Below are 18,494 nucleotides of genomic sequence, written 5' to 3'. Positions count from 1 at the left end.
CCGTAGGGGGCCGATCCCCCGGGCGTCACTCGGGCAGCCGGTAGCGCACATAGACGCCGCCACGCGCCTCGTTCCAGTTGGCCGAGCGATCGTATCGCAGCATTGCCCCCAGCGCGAGGTCGCGGGTCAGCGCATATTCCACGTCGCCGCGCAGGCTGCCGATAAGCCCGCTTTCGCTCTGCGAGGCGTATTGCGTCTGCAGCCCGGGGATAGTCACCGCCTGGGCGACAAGCTGCGCCTGCAGCCCCGGATCGTTCGGGAAGACCGGTGAACTGTCTTCCTGCCACACCGCGTAGCCGATCGACCCCCCGAGCCGCCAGGTCCAGTCGGCCGACCGTGCCCGCCAATCCACCGGCAGGTTCACCGCGACATAGCTCTGCGGGCTGAAATAGCCGCCCTGGCCCAGGGTGAAGAAGCGCAGGTTGTCGTTGTAGGCGAAATAGACGAGGTCCATGCCCAGATTGACCGTCTGGTCCCGCTCCCGCACCACGGCATAGGACATGCCCGCGCCGAGCTCGACCCGTGCATTGTCCTTCACGTCGCTGCCTTCGAAGACGGCATAGCCGCCGCCGGCGTAGAAGCTGGCAGGGCCGGTCGCGTACTCGATCTGTCCGCGGCCGCCGGTGCGGATCACGCCGCCCCAGGTCTGGCCCGTCAGCGCATCGCGCTGACCGGCCCAGGACAGCAGGCTGTCCGTCACGGCGCGGCGCTCGCCGCTCAGGCGCAGGCGCCAGCCGCCGCCGAGACCGGGTGCGACTTCGAGCCCGCCGACGATGTTGTTGTAGCGGAAGCCGACCGGCGTCGAGCCGACATCGGCGGCGAACCAGTCGCGCCGATAGCCGAGGTTGAAGGCCACGCCGCTCGCCGTGTCGTCGCGCGGCGGCAACATACCGCCCGGATAGGCGATGGGATTGGCGCCGAAGGAGACCAGCGAATTGAGGTCCTGCGGCAATTGCCCGGAACTGATCGCGACGGGCGTGACGGTCGCCGTCAGTCGCCCGCCGATGCCCGGCGGGGCGACCGAGGCCTCCATCGGCATCGACAACTCGTTCAACCGGTCCAGCCCCGCCGTGCCGGAGCGTCCGCGAATGGTCGGTGCCACGCCGAAGCGCGTCGCGGAGGCTTCGCGCGCCAGTTCGATCTCCTGCCCGATCTCGGCCGACAGCGGATCGCGCGCCAGCGGCGCGCCCACCTGTACCCCGGCCGTGCGGAAGGGGTTTGGCCCGGCGCCCGACATCGGCGCGAAGGACAGCGGCACCACCTCGCCGACCTGCGCCTGGCGCTGCTGTTCCGCCTGCCGCGCCGCGACCAGCGCCCCGCGCGAATCCCCGCGTGCGCGCAGCAGCCGCGCCTGCATCAGGGAGATGCGTGCCTCGTTCGGCGCCAGCACGCGGCCTTCGTCGATGAGGGTCTGGGCCTGGCGGTAGTCGCGCGCCGCGATGGCGGCATCGACGGCGCCTGCCCGGGCGTCGAGGTTGCGCGGGTCGCGCGCCAGCACCGATTCAGCGATGCGCTGGGCCTCGTCCGGCCGCCGCGCGCCCTGGTAGAGCCGCGCCAAAGCGAGGTTCGCCGCCGGGTCCTGCGGATTCTGCGCCAACACCGGGCGCAGCCGGTCGAAGCCGGCCGCCTGGTCGCCGGCCTCGTTCGCGCGGTCGGCAGCGCGGATGGCAGCGCCGGAAGCCAGCGCCTCCGCCTGCCGGCGTGCATCGGCGGTCAGCGTCCCGTCATTCTGCAGGCCGCGGGCGAGGGCGGTCGCCTGCGCCTCGTTCCCGGCTTCCAGCAGCGCGCCGGCGATGGCGAGCCGCGCCTGGGCGGACGGCGCCCGGTTTACGGCGAGCGCGACGCGCGCCGCTTCCTCCGCGCCACGCGGGTCATTCATGCGGGCGAAGGCGCGGATCACCGCCGCCGCGGTCGATCCCGTCGGATCCTGCCGCGCGGCGAAGGCCATCAGCCGCTGCCGCCCCTCGAAGCCGCCGATCGCCGCTGCCTCGTCCACCTCGGCCGCGATGCGGGTGCGCTGGGCGAGCCGCGCCATGTCCGGCGAGCGCCGCCCGGGGGGGATGCGCCCGATCAGCGCCGCGGCATCGCCGACCCGCCCCTGTTCCTCGGCGAAGAGCGCCGCGGCGAAGATCGCGTCGCTGCCGGGATTGGCTTCGGTCAGCGGCGCCTCGATGATCGCGCGCGCCTCGGTGCCGTCGCCTTGCCGTGCCAGGGCGCGGGCCAGGTCGAGCCGGATCCAGGGATCGTTCGGCGCCTGGGCCTGCGCCGCACGCAGCAGGCCGATGGCGGTCGCGGTGTCGGAGGCCCGGGCGGCCTCGGCGCGCAGCCGGGCCCCGGCGCCACCGCCCCCGCCGCCGCCCGGCGAGGCGACGCGGAGCTGGCGCGCCAGTTCATTTGCCTCGGCCACGCGGCCCTGCTCGCGCAGGGCGCGCTCCAGCCCCTGCACGGCCGGCTGGAAGCCAGGCCGGCGGGCAAGGGCAGCGCGGAAGCGTTCCTCGGCGCTGGCATAGTCGCGCCGGCGCAGCGCGATCTCGCCCAGCGCGGCCTCGGCATCGGTGCGGTCGGCGGCGTCGCGCGCCACGGCGCGGCGCAGCGTCGCCTCGGCGGCGTCGAGGTCGCCGCGGCGCAACTGCGCGCGCCCCTCGGCGAGTTCCGCACTGTAGCTCGCACCATCCAGCGCCTGCTGCCAGTTGGCCGAACGCGCCGGATTGGCGGCGATAGCCCGTTCCAGCAGGCGGCGGGCTTCCTCGGTGCGGCCCTGGCGCAGCCGCACGATGCCCAGGCCGCCCAGCGCATCCGCATCGTTCGGGTTGCGCACCAGGGCGGCCTCGAAGGCGGTGGCGGCGTCGGTGAGGCGATTGCCCTCCAGCCCCTGGAAGCCCTGCTGGCGTTCCGTGGCGCCAATGGTCGCGGCGCGGCGCGCGGGATCGCGCACCTCGGCGAGGCGCCGTTCGATCGCGGCATCGCCCGGACGCACCGCGAGGAAGGCCTGCAACGGCCCTTCCGCCTGCGGCCCATCGCCGAGCCACAGCAGCGCCTGACGCCAGGCCTGGATTGCCGCCGGCGCCGTGCCGGGATCGCGCGCCAGCTCGGCGAGCATGGTGATGCCCTGGGCGCGGGTCGGCTCCCGCCAGGTGAGCAACTGTGCAAGCGCGACGCGCGCGCGCCCGTCGCTCGGCCGCCTGGCGACGAGGGCGGCGAGCTGCTGCCGCGCCTCCTCCCAGCCGCCCTGGGTGCCGCCGAGGGTCAGCCAATATTCGACGGCATAGGCATCGGGCGGTGCCCCGCCGGCGAAGGCGTCGCGGTAGCGCGTCAGGGCTTCGGGGATGCGGCCTTCGCGCGACAGGCGCCGCGCTTCCTCGATGGCCGACCGGTCCACCGTCGCGGCGCGCAACGCATCCCGCGCGCCGGCCACGGCGACCGCACTTGGCGCGACCTCCCGCAGCCGGGCGAGCAGCGCCTCGGCCGCTTGCCGGTTGCCCATCGCCGCCTGCGATGCCGCCGCGCCGGCGAGCGCATCGGCGTTGCGTGGATCGACGGCAAGCACGCGATCGAAGGCGTTCAGGGCGAGGTCCGGGCGGTTCTGTTCCTGCCAGTGCCGCGCCTGCTGCAGCAGGACCGTGACGGCCGCATTGGACTGGGCGAGCGCCGGCCCGGACAGCGAGGCCACGGCGACGGCGCCGAGCAGCGCGGAACGCAGGCCCCTCACGACGCGCGCCCTCGCAGGCGATGCACCGCGCGGCGACGCAGATGGCCGAGCAGCGGCAGGCCGATCAGCAGGCTCGCGCCGAGCATCAGCAGCAGCAGAGCCCATGGCTGGTTCCCCAGATAGTGGTTCGGCCACAGCCAGAACGGCAGCGATCCGACGGTATAGGACGGCGCCGTGCGGAAGGCCTGCAAGCCTTCTCCGGACAGCACCACCAGATCGCCCTGGAAGCGTGGCACGCGTGCCGGGTCGCGCAGCGCCTCGGCCATGGCTTCCAGCGCGGCGGGGGTGGGCGCGGCGAGGGCGATGATCGACCGTCCGTCATGCAGCGGCGACTGCGCCCCGGCGACGAAGCCGAGTCCCTCAGCCGGGGCCGAGAGCGCCGCGGCGGCGCGCACGCGATCCTCAGGCGGTGCGCCGTCCCAGAGGAAGCGGGAGAAGCCTTCGAGCTGGTCGGGCAACGTCATGGCGATCCGCCCGGAGTCGTCGATCGACAGCGGCGTCTGCCGCAGCAACTGGGCCAGCGCCGGCTGGCGGCCGAGCGTGCCGATCACGATCAGGTCGCGATCCGCCACCTGCTGCAACTGGCCCGGCCGCACCACCGTCAGCCCCGTCGCGGGCACGCCGACGATGGTAGACAGCCCGCCCACCATGCCGAGGAAGGTGCTGACCTCGACCGGGTTCGGCCGGTCCGGCAGCACCACCGCCGTTTCCGACAGGTCGGCCAGGCGCGTGAAGGGGAAGCCCGCGCTGGCGAAGAAGGCGAGGTTCGGCAGCGTCGCGAAGCGATGGGCGCGGGAGATGTCGATGGTGCTGGTCGGGTCGATCGAGGCCTGCACATCGGCCGGGATGGAGACGCAGTCGCCGCGGTGCAGCGGCCGCATGTCGAAGCGGAGCTGCAACTCGTTGCGGCCGGCGACGAGCCAGGTCGGCACATTCGCCGAGGTCCAGCGCGGGAACTGGTCGATGCCAACCTGGCGCAGCATCCACGACCAGGGCCAGCTCTCGCGTTCCCGCAGCGGCACGGCGCGCAGGAAGCTGCCGCTCACCGAGACGTCGAGGCGCGAGACCTCGGTGTCCAGGATCGGGCCCGGCGGACCGCGGAAGCCGATATCGATCGGGAAGCCATGGCCACGCCAGGTGGTCAGGTCCGGCGCAGTGCGCAGCGGCACCGTGACCGCGCCGGGGGCATAGCCCGTGACCTGCAATTCATTGCGCTCCACCAGCTCGCCGAACTGCACCGGGCGGTCCGGGGGCATCCAGCGCGGCGCCTCATAGGGCCGGCGCTGCGGCAGCCGCGGCGTCGCGACGGTCGCCGTGGTGCCCGAGAGAAGCTGCGGCGCGGCGGCCAGCGCGACCGCGGCGGTCGCGGCCTCGGCCGGATTGCGCCCGGCGAGGACCAGCAGCACCGCACCTGGGTCGTGTGGGTTGGGCACCACCGCAACCGTCGGGCCGTTCAGCGCGGGCAGTTCGAGCCCCGCCGGCGCGTCCTGCGGCGTCGTGAGCACCACCGCATTGCCGCTGTCCGGGATCGACGCCGAGACCGGGAAGCGCGCCCCGCGGTATTCCGCCTGCACCGCGAACCAGGAGGCGGCGACGGCCGCACCGCGCAGGATCTCGTTGCCCGCGCTGTCCGGCAGCACGAAGGGCAGCACCAGGGCCTGGCGAAGTTGGCGCGGATCGAAGAAGGGTTCCGGCAGGCGCGCGAGGTCGGGCGGCAGGGGCAGACGCTCGAGCGTCATCTGCACGCTCGTCGTCTCGGCGATCGTCATCCACAGCAGGTTGGACAACGGATCAACGCATTCCGCCGCGTAGCGCCCGGTGAAGGCGAAGTTCAGCCGGTTCATCTCGGTGAAGAAGGCCGGGCTGATCGGGAATTCCTGCGGGCCGAAGGACGGCCGCGCCGGATTGGGCTGGATCACACCGAGCAACTGGTCGTTCAGCGTAATGGTGAGCTGGCTGAGATCCGGCACCAGCGCCGGTGACGATGCGCCGGACACGACGAGCCGCGCATCCGTCACCACTTCATCGGCGCGAACGCCGAACTGCACGCCCTGCAGGGGAGAGACGCCGCGGAGCTGCATCGGGCCGTTGAGGCCGAGCTGGCGGAGGGTGCGGGTGACGCGCCGCGTCGGCGCGGCGGCCGGGGGCGGTGCGACCGACAGCGGCGCGGACGCATTGGCCGACGGCACGAAGGGATCGAGGGAAAACGGGACGGCGCCGGGCAGCGCCGGCGGTTCCACCATGGGGGCGGCTTGCGGCGTCGGCGGCACTGCCGGTGCGGGGGCCGCCGCGGGCGGACGCGGCGGCGTGGCCTGCGGGGCACGCTGGGCCAGCGCCGGCGTGGCCAGCAGCATCAGCGCGAGTATGAGCGCGCCGTGACGCGTGCGGGGGGCGAGGATCTCCGTCCGCCGCTCGGCGGCCACCGGCGCGACGGGCCGGCGCAGCGCCTCCCGCCGTTCGCGCCGCGCGCGCCACCAGGCGAAGGAGAGCTGCGACCGTCCGCTGAACACCGCGCTGACCGTCGCCACCACCTCGACCAGGGAACGCAGGGGGCGGTCGGGGCGATGCTGGTCCCAGGACAGCCAGGCATCGGCACGGCCGAACACGGCGCGCACGATGGTCGCTTCCTCGGCGACACTCCGTGGACGGAAGGAGAGCTGCGCCTCCGCGCGTTCGAGCCGCACGAGGTGTGCCGGGATGGCCAGCAGTTCCTCACCCATCGGCAGTTCGAGGCGCACCGAGGTATCGGCATCGAGCTTCGGCGTCTCGGCCAGCACCAGTCCGGCGCCGCCGAGCGACAGGTCGCGGGTGCGCGCATCGACACGGTGGCCGTCGGGCAGCACCAGCATGGCGGGCAGGGCCGCCTTGACGCGCGCACTGCTGCGCACCTGCCGCCGCTCGCGTCCCGCCGCCACCGAGGCCAGCGCCGGGACCAGGCACAGCGTCGCCCAGATGCCGTTCAGCAGGAAGGCCTGGCTGTCGAGGCTGCCCCAGGGGCTGGTGATGACGCCATGGATGCCCGAGGCGACACCGAGCGCGAGCAGCGCCGTCAGCACCACGCTCGGCCAGACCGCGCGCCAGTCGAAATATCCCTCGGGCAGCAGCCCGCCCTTCTCAGTCACGTTGAACTTCCCCTTCTTGGGGTCGAGCAGAGTGGCGACCGTCATCGGCAGCAGCCACAGCGCGAGCACGGTTTCGTAGATTTCCGACCAGAAGGAATGCCGTACGCTGCCGGTCACGCGGCTGCCGGTGGCGATCGCATGGAAGATGTGCGATCCGGCATAGGCGATGATGGCGAGCGGCGAGGCCGCGATGACGCTGTATCCCAGCAGCAGGAAGGCGAGCGGCGCGGTGAGGAACACCACGCGCGGCAGCGCGAAGAAGAAGTGATACATCGCGCTGAAGTAACAGATGCGCTGCGGCAGGGTCAGGCCGCGGCCGAACATCGGATTGTCCATGCGCATGATCTGCACCATGCCGCGGGCCCAGCGCATGCGCTGGCCGATGTGGATCATCAGGCGCTCGGTGGCGAGGCCGGCGGCGAGCGGCACGCGGATATAGGCGGTGTTCCATCCGCGCCGCTGCATCTTCAGCGAGGCATGGCAGTCCTCGGTCACCGTCTCATGCGGGATGCCGCCGATCTCGAGGATGGCGGAACGCCGCAGCACGGCGCAGGACCCGCAGAAGAAGGTCGCGTTCCACAGATCGTTGCCCGGCTGCACCAGGCCGTAGAACATCAGGCCCTCATTGGGCACGTCGCGCCCTTCGGACAGGTTCCGCTCGAAGGGATCGAGCGAATAGAAGTGGTGCGGCGTCTGCAGCATGCCGAGCTTCTTGTCGCGCAGCATCCAGCCCATGGTCATCTGCAGGAAGGCGCGGGTGGGCACGTGGTCGCAGTCGAAGATGGCGATGTATTCGCCGTCCGTGTGTTCCAGCGCGTGGTTGAGGTTGCCGGCCTTGGCCCCCTTGTTGTCGGGGCGGATCATGTAGCCCGCGCCACAGGATTCGGCGAATTCGCGGAAGGCCGGGCGGCGCCCGTCATCGAGGATCCAGACGCGGAACTTGTCGGCCGGCCAGTCCATGGCGAGGGCGGCGAGCACGGTCGGGCGGACGATCTCCAGATCCTCGTTGTAGGTCGGGATGTAGACATCGACGGTCGGCCAGTCGTCCGGGTTCTCGGGCAGCGGCACGGGCCGGCGTTCGAGCGGCCACAGCGTCTGGAAATAGCCGAGCAGCAGGGAGAGCACGGCATAGGCCTCGGCCAGCGCCAGCCCGATCATGAAGAAGCCCTGGCCGAAGGTATCGGGTTCCAGCGTGTCGGCGATGCGCCAGTGCAGGTAGCGCAACGAGATGAGGCAGGAGAGCACGGCGAGGATGATCGTCACGCGCCGGCTGGTGAAGCGGTTCAGCACCAGGAAGGCGACGATGCCGCCGATGGCGAGCATCGCCTGGCCCTGCGGTTCGAGCGGCGTTGCGATCACCGCCCAGGCGATGACGAAGCCGGTCAGGACCAGTCCTGCCGTGAACATCCGGCGCACCAGTCGGGTCATGGCCGCATCCAGGGAAAGAGGGGCGAGGCGACCGGCGCCGGGGCGGGCGGCGGCAGGGCGCGCAGCAGGGCGGCGGCGAGGTCGGCGGTGTCGCGCGCCGCGCGGCTGGCGGGCGCATGCGCGCCGATCGGCCGCTGGCAGGCCAGTGCCTCGGCCATCGCCTCATCGCGGCAGACCGCACCGGCGAGGCGCGGGCCGAGATGCGTCGCCACGCCCTCGGCCGCTGCGACCGAGAGGCGCGAATGCCGATCCACCTGGTTCAGCGCGACCATCAGCTTCGGCCCGGTCAGCGTGCCGAGCGTGCCCTGGCCCAGGAAGCGCCCGCTCTCGATGTCCGGCAGCAGGGCGGTGCTGGCGGCGTCGGCGAGCAGCACGGCGAGCACGAGCGCGGTCTGCGGCATCAGTGCCGCGAGTGCCGCCGAAGCCCCGGGTGGCGTATCGGCGACGACGATGGTCGCCGGATCGGCGAGCATGGCGCGCACGGGACCGGCGAGCAGCTCCGGCTCGCGCTCGATCATCATGGCCGAGGCGAGCGCGCTGCGCAGATCGGCCTCGCCATGCGGCAGCAGGTCGATGCCCGCCGGCGTCTGGCGCAGGAAGCTGCGCCAGTCCGGCCGCTCCGGCAGCCGGGCGAGGTAGCCCGCCCCATCGGTGATCGGCAGGCCGAGATGCAGGCGCAACGCGTTCTGCGGGTCGCAATCGAGGGCGACGACGGTGCGGCCCGCGCGGCGCAGCGCATCGGCGAGGCCGGCTGCCACGGACGTCTTGCCAACCCCGCCCTTGGGCGAGGCGATACAGATCAGCGGCATGGTCTCAGAATCCCTGCGCGCTGTCGGTCTCGGACACCGCGAAGCGCAGCGCGGCGAAAGGTCGGGCAGCCTCCGGCACCGTGTCCGGGACCGGCGTCGGGCGCTGCGCGGCGAGGGCCAGCGCCGAGCCGAGCAGCGGGAAGGCCGCGGGCGGGGACGTCGCGGCGATCGGCGGGGGCTGCCACGATGGCGGTGGCATGGAGATCGCGGCCGGTGCCGGCGGGACAGCCGGTGCCGGCGATACAGCCTGTGCCGGCGAGACAGTCTGTGGCGTCCAGACAGCCGGTGGCGGCATGGCGGCCGGGGCTTCGGCGACTGCCGCCGTCACGGGCGTGGCTGCCTCTACGGCTTCCACCACGGCTGGCGGTTCGGCCGCAGGGACGGGGTCGGGCATCGGCGCCGGCACGAAGCTGCGATAGCGCAGGCCGCGGAGCCCAAGGCGCTTGGCCAGGGCAGCGATGTCGGGGTCGCGCGCCGTCATGAGCTACGCCTTCCGGTCGGGCCGGTACGGCATCTTGCCGTCGTACTGGTCATCGGGATTCGCTTCCTGCTCGATCCGCCGCGCCTTTCCGTCTGCTCATCCGATGCGCAGCCCGGACATGCCGCAAGCCAGGCGGACCAGCAGTGTGAGTGAGGCGGAATAGTAATCCTGGGAGTCGTTGACGCTTGGTAAGCCCTGGACCTCGGTCGCGCCAGCGATCCGCGCCGCGGCGAAGGCTGCGATGGCGCGCATGCCCGGCGGCGCCGGGTATTCGGCGGTACTGCCTGTGACAAGGTCCACCCAGGCGGGAGGCACCGTCCACCGGCTGTCGCTCCAGAAGTGGTGCGCGCCGATCAGGGCGGGATGGGTGGTATGGTTCGCCCAGGCCAGCATCAGCGGCACGCGCACCGCGTCATAAGAGAAGCGCGGCGGCCAGCGTTCCGGCAGGTCGAGTGGCAGGTTGGCGCGATGCGGCTGCCGTACCCAGTCGGGGCTCAGCCCCCAGGCGCCGAAGCGGGCGCGGCGCAGCAGCGTCAGTCCGTCGGTCGCGATTCGGCTCCATCCCGCCTGCGGCAGCAGGCGATGCAGCACGGCGAAGGCGGGCAGCACGATGTAGGATGGGTTCAGCACTGTGCCGGCGGGGGAGTCGAAACCCTGCACGCCGGGCAGCAGCACCGCGAGACCGGCCACCGTCCGGCGCGCCACCCGCATCAGGTCGTGCGCGATCGTCAGGGCCTCGATCCGGTAGGGTGCATGCTGCCAGCGTTCGGCCGCCATCAACAGGCCCCAGAGAATGTAGAGGTCACCATCCGTCGCGTTGTTCGGGTCATCGACATGCGGCGTGGCAGTGGGCCGGTAGCGCCAGGCGTGCAAATTGTCCTGCGGCCGCTTCAGCGTCTCCCGGGTCCATTTCCGGATGAGGTCGAAACTGTCCCGGTCGTCATGCGCGGCAGCGAACATCAGCCCCCAGCCCTGGCCTTCGCTGTGCGAGACGGCCTGGTTGCCGGAATCGATTACACGGCCGCTGTCGGTGACGAAGCGATTGCGGAAGGTGATCCAGTCATTGGGGCTCTGAGCCCTGGCCACGTGCGGCGCCGCCAACGCTGAAAGCGCCGCTGCCAGCGTGCGGCGACGGGTCGCGCACGGACCATCGTTCCGCGCTTCCGGCAGAAGGGACGGGTGGCCAATCATACGCTGCGTCAACACCCGGAATTCAGCCGTCCCCGTATCCTCATCCTCAGGCATGAAATCTCACCGGTAATCGCTTGATGCGACAATGCACGATTTCTCGATTCGCTCCTTGCCGCTTATTGCCGAAAATGGACAAATTCGTGCGCGGCTGCGTTACTGAAGCAGCGGCGCCACAATCACGGCGTGCTCCCGGAGGTCCCGCTCTACCGCGGCGCGGGCAGCGTCCGGATCGCGTTCTGCCAGCGCATGCAGCAGGTCGTCATGCGGATGTCCGGACGGAGAGACCGGGCGCGGCAGCCCCGACAGCAGGCTGATGGTCGGCCCGGCCTGGGTCCACAGCGATTCCACCAGGCGCTGCAGCACCGGCATGCGCGCCAGGGCGATGACGCCGAAGTGGAAGCGTTCGTTTTCCGCGAGCAGCACCGCGCCATCGCCGATGCGCCGCGCCTCCATCACCCGCGCATGGATGGCGCGCAGCCCGGCGATGTCGGCCGCCGTCGCGAGCAGCGCGGCCTGCGCCGCGGCACGCCCTTCCAGCATCACGCGCAGTTCCATGATCTCGGCGTAGCGGTCGGGCGGCAGGCGCGGCACCCAGGCTATGCCGCGCGCATCGAGATCGAGCGCGCCGTCCGAGACGAGGCGCAGCAGCGCCTCCCGCACCGGGGTGGGGCTGACGCCGAGTTCCAGCGCCAATTGCCGGTGCACCAGCTTCTGCCCGGGCACGAGCCGCCCGCCGACGAGCGCGCTGCGCAGCCGGGCATAGACCTTCTCGGACAGCGTCTCGTCGCGGTCGAGCGGCGTGAAAGGGGTCGCAAGCGCCATGCCTCGCTTGTCCCGGCCGGTGGGTTGACCTGTCAAGGTATTTGGCATTTGCTATAGCAAACAGCAAAGCCCTGGTGAGGAGACCCGAGATGCCGGATACCGGCCTGCCCGCGAACGCGAATGTCGCCCTGCGCCTGGCCGAGGCGCTCGCCCGCCATGGCGTTGTCACCACCTTCGGGCAGTCGCTGCCATCGGCCTTCCACCTCGCCGCGCCGCATGCCGGCATCAGCCAGACCGTCTATCGGCAGGAGAACATGGGCGGGGCCATGGCCGACGGCTATGCGCGCATCGGCCGGCGGCTCGGCGTCGTCACGGCGCAAAACGGACCGGCGGCGACGCTGCTGGTGCCGCCGCTTGCCGAGGCGCTGAAGGCCTCCATCCCCGTGCTGGCGCTGGTGCAGGAGGTGACGCGCGACAGCACGGACAGGAACGCCTTCCAGGAATTCGATCATTTCAAGCTGTTCGACGGTGTGGCGAAGTTCGTCCGCCGCATCGACCGCGCCGACCGCGTCGAGGACTACGTGGACATGGCGGTGACCGCGGCGCTGTCGGGCCGCCCCGGCCCTGCGGTGCTGCTGCTGCCGGCCGATTTGCTGATCGAGAAGGCCGCGGCGGTGTCCCGGCGCCGTGCCTCGCTCGGCACCTTTCCGCTTGACCGCACCCTGGCCGACCCCGCCCGCATTGCCGAGGCTGCCGCTCTACTCGCCACGGCGAAGCGCCCGGTGGTCATCGCCGGCGGCGGTGTGCACATCTCCGGCGCGGCGGAGGAACTCGCCGCCCTGCAGCAGCACGCGCATCTGCCCGTCGCGACCACCTTCATGGGCAAGGGCAGCGTGGACGAGACGCATCCGCTGTCCATCGGCGTGGTGGGCAATACGCTCGGCCGCGGCGCGCGCGCCCACACGCTGCGGCCGATGATCGCCGAGGCCGATGTTGTCCTGTTGGTCGGCAACCGCACCAACCAGAATGGCACGGATAGCTGGACGCTCTACCCGCCCGGCGCGCGCTACATCCACATCGACGCCGACCCGACGGAGGTCGGCCGCAACTACGAAGCCCTGCGCCTGGTCGGCGATGCGAAGCTGACGCTCGCCGCACTGCGCGAGGCGATGACGGATCTCTCCGCCCGCGCCGCGGCGCGCCCGGCGGTCGAGGCACAGATCGCCGAGGGCATCGCCGCCTGGCGCAAGCTGGTCGCCGGCGTCATCACGCGCGACGGCGGCCCGGTCCGCCCCGAGCGCGTCGCCACCGAGATCGACAAGCGCATGCCGGCGGACGGCATCATGGTGGCCGACGCCTCCTACTCGTCGAACTGGATCAACATCTACATGACCGCGAAGCGCGCCGGGCAGCGCTTCCTGTCGCCGCGCGGCCTGGCCGGCCTCGGCTGGGGTGTGCCGATGGCGATCGGCGCGCAGGTCGCCGCGCCGGACCAGCGCGTCGTCTGCCTCGTCGGCGATGGCGGCTTCGGGCATTCCTGGGCGGAGCTGGAGACCCTGCGCCGGCTGAAGGTCCCGGTCACGGTGGTGGTGCTGAACAACGGCATCCTCGGCTTCCAGAAGCACGCGGAGGACACCAAGTTCGGCGAGCACACGGATGCGGTGGACTTCGCCGAGGTCGACCACGCCGCCATCGCGCGCGCCTGCGGCATCGCCGGCGTGCGGGTCGAACGCGGGGAGGATGTCGGTCCCGCGCTGGATGCGGCCTTCGCCTCCGGCGCACCCACGCTGATCGAGGTCATGACCGACCCGGACGGCAAGCCGCCGCTGACCATGTATGCGAACTACCCGGAGCCGTTCTGACCATGCTCGGGGCTCCGACCATGCTGGCGCTGCGCAAGACGCAGCCGGGCTTCGGGCTCGAGGCGCTGGAAGTGCCATCCCCCGCCGCGCCCGGTCCCGGCCAGGTGACCGTGCAGGTCGAGGCGGTGGGCATCTGCGGAAGCGACGTCCACGCCTATGAATGGACCGATGGCTACCAGCACATGATCCCCTACCTGCCGGTGACGATGGGCCATGAATTCGCCGGTCGCGTCATCGCGGCGGGGGAGGGGGCCGCGGTGCCGACCGGCACACGCGTGTCGGTCTATCCGCGCGTCACGCGCGGCGACGGGTCCATCGCCTGGCCCGGCGATCCGCGGGCGCGCGGCGATCGCCTGACCATCGGCCTGACCACGGATGGCGGCTTCGCGTCGCTGCTCAACGTGCCGGCCGGCAATGTGCTGCCGCTGCCCGGGGCCGTGGATGCGGAACTCGGCGCGCTGGTCGAACCGCTTGCCGTCGCGGGCGAGGCGGTGCTGGTCGGTGGGGTCGGTCTCGGCGATACGGCGCTGGTGCTGGGGCCGGGCACGATCGGGCAGGGCCTGGCGCTGATGGCGCGCGCGGCCGGTGCGGCACGCGTCATCGTCGCCGGCCGCGGCGACGAGCCGCGCTATGCCGTGCTGCGGCAGCTCGGCTTCGCGGACATCGTCGACGTCGCGGACGGGCCGCTCGGCGACCAGGTGCTGGCGCTGACCGGCGGCAGGCCCGTCGACGTGGTGCTGGAGGCAACCGGCCATCCACCTTCCATCACCGATGCGCTGCCGGTGCTGAAGCGCGAGGGCGTGCTCGTCGTTGCCGGCATCCATGCCGCGCCGCTGTCGCTGCCGCTGACGGTCTTCGTGCGCAACCGGCATCAGCTCCGTGCCTCCCACGGGTCCGAGCCCGGCACCTGGGAACGCGTCATCGCCCTGCTGGCGCGCGACCCTGAAGCCTATCGCCCGATGATCACGCATCGCCTGCCGCTGTCGCGGGGGCTCGAAGGCTTCGAACTCGCGCGGCAGCGCGCGGCCAGCAAGGTGATCCTGACGCCATGAGCAACGCCGACCGTGTCGCCCTCGTTACCGGTGCCGCGCGCGGACTGGGCGCGGCCATCGCGCGGCGCCTCGCCGCGGCGGGTCATCCCGTGGTGCTGGCCGATGTGCTGGACCGTGTCGATGACACTGCCGCCTCCATCGTCGCGGACGGCCATCAGGCGCGCGCCATCCGCCTGGATGTCGGTGACGAAGCCGCCATCGCCGCGCTGCCCGACACGCTCGGCGATTGGTGGCCGCGCCTCGGCGTGCTGGTGAACAACGCCGGCATCTCGCCCAAGGTGAATGGCCGCAAGCGCCTGGTCGAGGAGATCCCGACCGAGGAATGGCAGCGCGTCATGGCGGTGAATCTCACCGGCCCCTTCCTGCTGTCGCGCCAGGCGATCCCCGTCCTGAAGGCGCGCCGCTGGGGCCGCGTGATCATGATGACGAGCCAGGCCGCGCATGTGCCGAGTACCATCACCGGCTCCTACTACGGCGCATCGAAGGCCGGGCTGATGGGCTTCGCGCGCAACCTCGCCGCGGAACTCGGCCCCTTCGGCATCACGGTGAACAGCGTCGCGCCGGGGCGCATCCGCTCCGACATGGTCTCGGGCGCGGCACCGGGGATGAACGAGGCCTTCCTCGCCCGCATCCCGCTCGGCCGGCTGGGCGAGCCGGAGGATGTGGCGGAGGTCGTGCATTTCCTCGCCTCCGATGCCGCCTCCTACCTGAACGGCACCACCATTGACGTCGGCGGCGGCAGCTACATGCCCTGACCGGCCTGCGCATTCCACCAAGGGAGAACGATCCATGAGCAATGTCCTCGGGCGCCGGCAGATGCCGGCGCTGATGGCCGGGCTTGGCCTGGCGGGCACCGCGCAGGCGCAGACGGCCTGGCCGGAACGCGAGATCCAGCTCGTCGTCAACTACGGCGCCGGTGGCAATACCGATGTCTCCGCGCGCGCCTTCTCGCGCGGGCTGGAACGCCAGCTCGGCAAGCCCGTGGTGGTGCTGAACCGCCCTGGCGCCGAGGGCACCATCGGCCCCGCCTTCGTCGCCACCCAGCGGCCGGACGGCTACACGATGGGCGTCGTCACCTACTCCACCGTCGCCATCCAGCCGCATATCCGCGACGTGCCCTACACGTTGGAGAGCTTCGACTTCATCGCCGGCTATGGCCGCTTCCGCTACGGCGTCGTGGTGCGCGCCAATTCCCCGCACCGCACGCTGGACGACCTGGTGCGTGCGTCGAAGACCGGCAACGGGTTGTTCGTCGGTGCGCCCTCCGCGCCGAACAACCTCGCGATGTTCGAGCTCGGGCGCCTCACCGGCGGGAAGTTCGAGCAGGTCCAGTTTCGCTCGGGTGCGGAGACGGTCACTGCATTGCTGGGTGGCCATGTGGACGTGATCGTGCAGAACCCGTCGGACGTGGTGGCGCAGATCCGCGACGGCGCGCTGCGGTTCCTGGCCTCCGCCAGCCCGATGCGCTGGCCCGAATTCCCCGATATCCCGACGATGCGCGAGGCGGGATACGCGGTGGAGATCGATTCCTGGCTCGGCGTCGCCATCCCGCGCGGTGCGCCGGGCGTGATCGTCGAACGCCTGGAAGCCGCGGCGCTCGCTGCGCTGCGCGACCCCGCCGTGGCCGAGCAGATCACCGCGACCGGTGTTGATGCGCAGGCACTGCCGGGGCGCGAATACGCCGCGTTGCTGGCGCGGGGTTTCGAGCAGATGGGGCCGATCCTGCGGCAGGCGGGGATGGCGAAGCCGTAAGGGTGCTGTCGGAGGGGCGCCGCGCATTCGAGCGAAGATAAGGCGCAGCGGGAGATTGGAGAGGGGTGCTGCCCCTCTCCAAACCTCACCCCGCCAAGTGCTTGGAGCACTTGGAACGCAATCTATTGGCGCTGGGCGCAACAGACATGCTGCCGCCCTCCCAGCGCGCTTTGTGCGCAAGAGCGGGTTTCGGTGCCATTCCCGACAGTGGCGCCCGATGCCAAGTTGAGGTCTGCAAAGGCCTTTCGGCCTTTGCCGGGGTGGCTTGGAGGGGGCAAAGCACCTCCAACTGCAACAGGGCCGTCAGCGGTACCGTGGAAGCCTTGCCGTGACGCTGTGACGCATCGCGCCACGGCCTCCGCGCATCAGTTGCTCCCGCCATCCACCACGAAATGCTGCGCCGTTACCATCGCGCTGTCATCCGCGGCGAGCCACAGCACCATCCGGGCGATGTCGTCCGGCATCACCGGCCCTTTCAGGCATTGGTTCGCCTGGCTCCGCGCCTCCGCTTCCGGCGTGAGCCACAGCGTCTTCTGCCGTTCCGTGTGCACCCAGCCCGGCACGACCTCGTTCACCCGGATGCGGTCGGGGCCGAGGTCGCGCGCGAGGCCGCGCGTCAGCCCGCGGATCGCCGCCTTGGCCGCGGTGTAGGCGGGCATGCCGCCGGCGCGGTTCATCCAGGAAATCGATCCTAGGTTGACGATCGACCCGACGCCCGCCCGTCGCATCATCGGCACCACCGCCTGGATGCTGAAGAAATGGTGGCGCAGGTTGGTCGCCATGCGTTCGTCCCAATAGTCGGGCTCCACGTCTTCCAGCGCGTGGCGGTCGTCGCGTGCGGCGTTGTTCACCAGCACGGTGATGTCGCCCAAACGCTCCGCGGCCGTGGCGACCGCTTCACGCAGGGCGGCGATGTCGCGCAGGTCGCAAGGCAGGAACAGCGCACCGGTTGCCGCGGCGAGTTGCGCCCCGTGCGCGGCGTCGACATCCAGGAAGCTGACGCGCGCCCCTTGCTGCGCGAAGCGGGTCACGATCTGCGCGCCGATGCCGGTTGCTCCGCCGGTCACCAGGACATGACGCCCGTCCAGGCTGGGGTAGCGGGCGAATCCATCGGACATGGGGCTCTTCCTAAAACGACGCAACATTGTTGACAGCTTGCCGAGTAGCCGGCGAGCATCACCGCGGGAGACCCATACAACAGAGAGGCATTCACTATGGTCAAGCGAGGCCTTGCGGCCGCGTTCGCGCTGCTGTCGGCTGCCGTCACAGGCGGTGCCGCCCAGGCGCAGAGTACTGTCCCCAGCCCCACCCTCGACGCGATCCGCGCGCGCGGATCGCTGGTCTGCGGCATCAATACCGGCGTTGCCGGCTTCTCGCTGCCGGACAGCCGGGGCGTGTGGCAGGGCCTTGATGTCGAGATGTGCCGTGGCCTGGCGGCCGCGATCTTCAACGACGCCACGAAGGTGCGCTTCGTGCCGCTTTCCTCGTCCACGCGCTTCACCGCGCTGGGGTCGGGGGAGGTGGACGTGCTGTTCCGCACCTCGACCCAGACCATGCTGCGCGACACCACGCTCGGCCTGCGGTTTGCGACGACCTATTTCTACGATGGCCATGGCTTCATGGTGCGCGCCAATTCCGGCGTGACCCGTGCACGCGACATGGCCGGGGCGACGATCTGCCTGCTGCAGGGCACGACGAATGAACAGGTCACGGCGGATTATTTCCGGTCGATCAACGTGTCCTTCCAGCCGGTGATCTTCGAGCGTGGCGACCAGGCCCAGGCCGCGTTGCTGTCCGGCCGCTGCGATGCCTATGGTACCGATGCCTCCTCGCTGGCCGCCATGCGGTCCACCATGCCCAACCCGGCCGACTGGACGGTGCTGACGGAGCGGTTCTCGAAGGAGCCCTACGGCCCCTATATCCGCCGCGGCGATGACAACTGGTTCGACATCGTGCGCTGGTACACCAATGCGGTGATCGAGGCCGAGGAACTCGGTCTGACCCGCGCCAATGTCGAGGAACAGCGTCGCACCAGCGTCAATCCGAATGTGCGCCGCTTCCTCGGCGTGACGCCGGAACTCGGCCAGTCGATCAAGCTCGATCCGGCGTGGGCCTTCAATGTGGTGCGCGCCGTCGGGAACTACGGCGAGATCTATGAACGCACGATGGGTCCCGACACGCCGGTCGGCCTGCCGCGCGGTCCGAACAACATCTGGACCGCCGGCGGCCTGCTCTACGCCCTGCCGATGCGCTGATGCCTCGTCCATCCCGCCGCCGTTGACAGCGGCGGGATGCGACGGCGACGATCCCGGAACCAGAAAGCACA

12 protein-coding genes are annotated in these 18,494 nt (G+C 71.2%); 5 read left to right on the top strand and 7 right to left on the bottom strand.

Translation table 11 applies throughout. The features are described from left to right. Positions 1-25: 25 nt before the first annotated feature. The 6 genes from KPL78_RS20145 to KPL78_RS20120 form a co-directional block, all read right to left on the bottom strand. On the bottom strand, positions 26-3,709 hold the full coding sequence (locus KPL78_RS20145; protein ID WP_219764791.1) for a cellulose biosynthesis protein BcsC: 3,684 nt from the start codon (positions 3,707-3,709) through the stop codon (positions 26-28). Then, positions 3,706-8,259 (bottom strand): UDP-forming cellulose synthase catalytic subunit, encoded by a 4,554-nt coding sequence (gene bcsA, locus KPL78_RS20140; RefSeq protein ID WP_219764790.1) that lies wholly within the window; start codon positions 8,257-8,259, stop codon positions 3,706-3,708. The genes KPL78_RS20145 and bcsA overlap by 4 nt, the downstream gene beginning before the upstream one ends. Further along, the gene (locus tag KPL78_RS20135) at positions 8,256-9,068 is read right to left on the bottom strand and encodes a cellulose synthase operon protein YhjQ/BcsQ (RefSeq protein WP_219764789.1); all 813 of its coding nucleotides are present in this window, start codon (positions 9,066-9,068) and stop codon (positions 8,256-8,258) included. The genes bcsA and KPL78_RS20135 overlap by 4 nt, the downstream gene beginning before the upstream one ends. A 4-nt stretch (positions 9,069-9,072) precedes the next feature. After that, positions 9,073-9,549 carry a hypothetical protein gene (locus KPL78_RS20130; RefSeq protein ID WP_219764788.1) on the bottom strand — a complete coding sequence of 159 codons (477 nt, stop codon included), beginning with the start codon at positions 9,547-9,549 and terminating at the stop codon, positions 9,073-9,075. Between the two features lie 96 nt (positions 9,550-9,645). Then, positions 9,646-10,740: a family 8 glycosyl hydrolase gene (locus KPL78_RS20125; RefSeq protein ID WP_255569284.1), complete on the bottom strand. Its 1,095-nt coding sequence runs from the start codon at positions 10,738-10,740 to the stop codon at positions 9,646-9,648. Positions 10,741-10,893: 153 nt separating this feature from the next. Further along, positions 10,894-11,562, bottom strand: a complete 669-nt coding sequence (locus KPL78_RS20120) for a GntR family transcriptional regulator (protein WP_219764786.1) — start codon at positions 11,560-11,562, stop codon at positions 10,894-10,896. Positions 11,563-11,651: 89 nt separating this feature from the next. On the opposite strand from KPL78_RS20120, the gene KPL78_RS20115 reads away from it, so the two are divergent. From KPL78_RS20115 to KPL78_RS20100, 4 genes are read left to right on the top strand one after another with little or no spacing between them, the layout of a single operon-like run. Then, complete coding sequence (locus KPL78_RS20115) at positions 11,652-13,364, top strand: acetolactate synthase catalytic subunit (protein ID WP_219764785.1); 1,713 nt, start codon at positions 11,652-11,654, stop codon at positions 13,362-13,364. A gap of 2 nt (positions 13,365-13,366) precedes the next feature. Next, positions 13,367-14,416, top strand: a complete 1,050-nt coding sequence (locus KPL78_RS20110) for a zinc-dependent alcohol dehydrogenase (protein ID WP_255569242.1) — start codon at positions 13,367-13,369, stop codon at positions 14,414-14,416. Next, positions 14,413-15,171: an SDR family NAD(P)-dependent oxidoreductase gene (locus KPL78_RS20105; RefSeq protein WP_219764784.1), complete on the top strand. Its 759-nt coding sequence runs from the start codon at positions 14,413-14,415 to the stop codon at positions 15,169-15,171. The genes KPL78_RS20110 and KPL78_RS20105 overlap by 4 nt, the downstream gene beginning before the upstream one ends. Before the next feature lie 34 nt (positions 15,172-15,205). Then, positions 15,206-16,168 (top strand): Bug family tripartite tricarboxylate transporter substrate binding protein, encoded by a 963-nt coding sequence (locus tag KPL78_RS20100; RefSeq protein ID WP_219764783.1) that lies wholly within the window; start codon positions 15,206-15,208, stop codon positions 16,166-16,168. Between the two features lie 365 nt (positions 16,169-16,533). On the opposite strand, the gene KPL78_RS20095 is transcribed toward KPL78_RS20100, so the two are convergent. Continuing rightward, positions 16,534-17,286, bottom strand: a complete 753-nt coding sequence (locus tag KPL78_RS20095) for an SDR family NAD(P)-dependent oxidoreductase (protein WP_219764782.1) — start codon at positions 17,284-17,286, stop codon at positions 16,534-16,536. 96 nt (positions 17,287-17,382) lie between these two features. On the opposite strand from KPL78_RS20095, the gene KPL78_RS20090 reads away from it, so the two are divergent. Beyond that, positions 17,383-18,423, top strand: a complete 1,041-nt coding sequence (locus KPL78_RS20090) for an amino acid ABC transporter substrate-binding protein (protein WP_219764781.1) — start codon at positions 17,383-17,385, stop codon at positions 18,421-18,423. Positions 18,424-18,494 lie beyond the last annotated feature (71 nt).

The sequence above is a fragment of the Roseomonas alba genome (assembly GCF_019430885.1).
Lineage (GTDB): Bacteria > Pseudomonadota > Alphaproteobacteria > Acetobacterales > Acetobacteraceae > Neoroseomonas > Neoroseomonas alba.
Note: the sequence above shows the minus strand (reverse complement) of the source record. Positions and strands in the feature narration are given on the sequence as shown.

What these genes read in the sequence shown, in the direction of transcription:
- bcsA (WP_219764790.1), bottom strand. Translation starts at nt 8,259, where the DNA reads ATGACCCGACTGGTGCGCCGGATGTTCACGGCAGGACTGGTCCTGACC.
- KPL78_RS20135 (WP_219764789.1), bottom strand. Translation starts at nt 9,068, where the DNA reads ATGCCGCTGATCTGTATCGCCTCGCCCAAGGGCGGGGTTGGCAAGACG.
- KPL78_RS20130 (WP_219764788.1), bottom strand. Translation starts at nt 9,549, where the DNA reads ATGACGGCGCGCGACCCCGACATCGCTGCCCTGGCCAAGCGCCTTGGG.
- KPL78_RS20125 (WP_255569284.1), bottom strand. Translation starts at nt 10,740, where the DNA reads ATGATTGGCCACCCGTCCCTTCTGCCGGAAGCGCGGAACGATGGTCCG.
- KPL78_RS20120 (WP_219764786.1), bottom strand. Translation starts at nt 11,562, where the DNA reads ATGGCGCTTGCGACCCCTTTCACGCCGCTCGACCGCGACGAGACGCTG.
- KPL78_RS20115 (WP_219764785.1), top strand. Translation starts at nt 11,652, where the DNA reads ATGCCGGATACCGGCCTGCCCGCGAACGCGAATGTCGCCCTGCGCCTG.
- KPL78_RS20110 (WP_255569242.1), top strand. Translation starts at nt 13,367, where the DNA reads ATGCTCGGGGCTCCGACCATGCTGGCGCTGCGCAAGACGCAGCCGGGC.
- KPL78_RS20105 (WP_219764784.1), top strand. Translation starts at nt 14,413, where the DNA reads ATGAGCAACGCCGACCGTGTCGCCCTCGTTACCGGTGCCGCGCGCGGA.
- KPL78_RS20100 (WP_219764783.1), top strand. Translation starts at nt 15,206, where the DNA reads ATGAGCAATGTCCTCGGGCGCCGGCAGATGCCGGCGCTGATGGCCGGG.
- KPL78_RS20095 (WP_219764782.1), bottom strand. Translation starts at nt 17,286, where the DNA reads ATGTCCGATGGATTCGCCCGCTACCCCAGCCTGGACGGGCGTCATGTC.
- KPL78_RS20090 (WP_219764781.1), top strand. Translation starts at nt 17,383, where the DNA reads ATGGTCAAGCGAGGCCTTGCGGCCGCGTTCGCGCTGCTGTCGGCTGCC.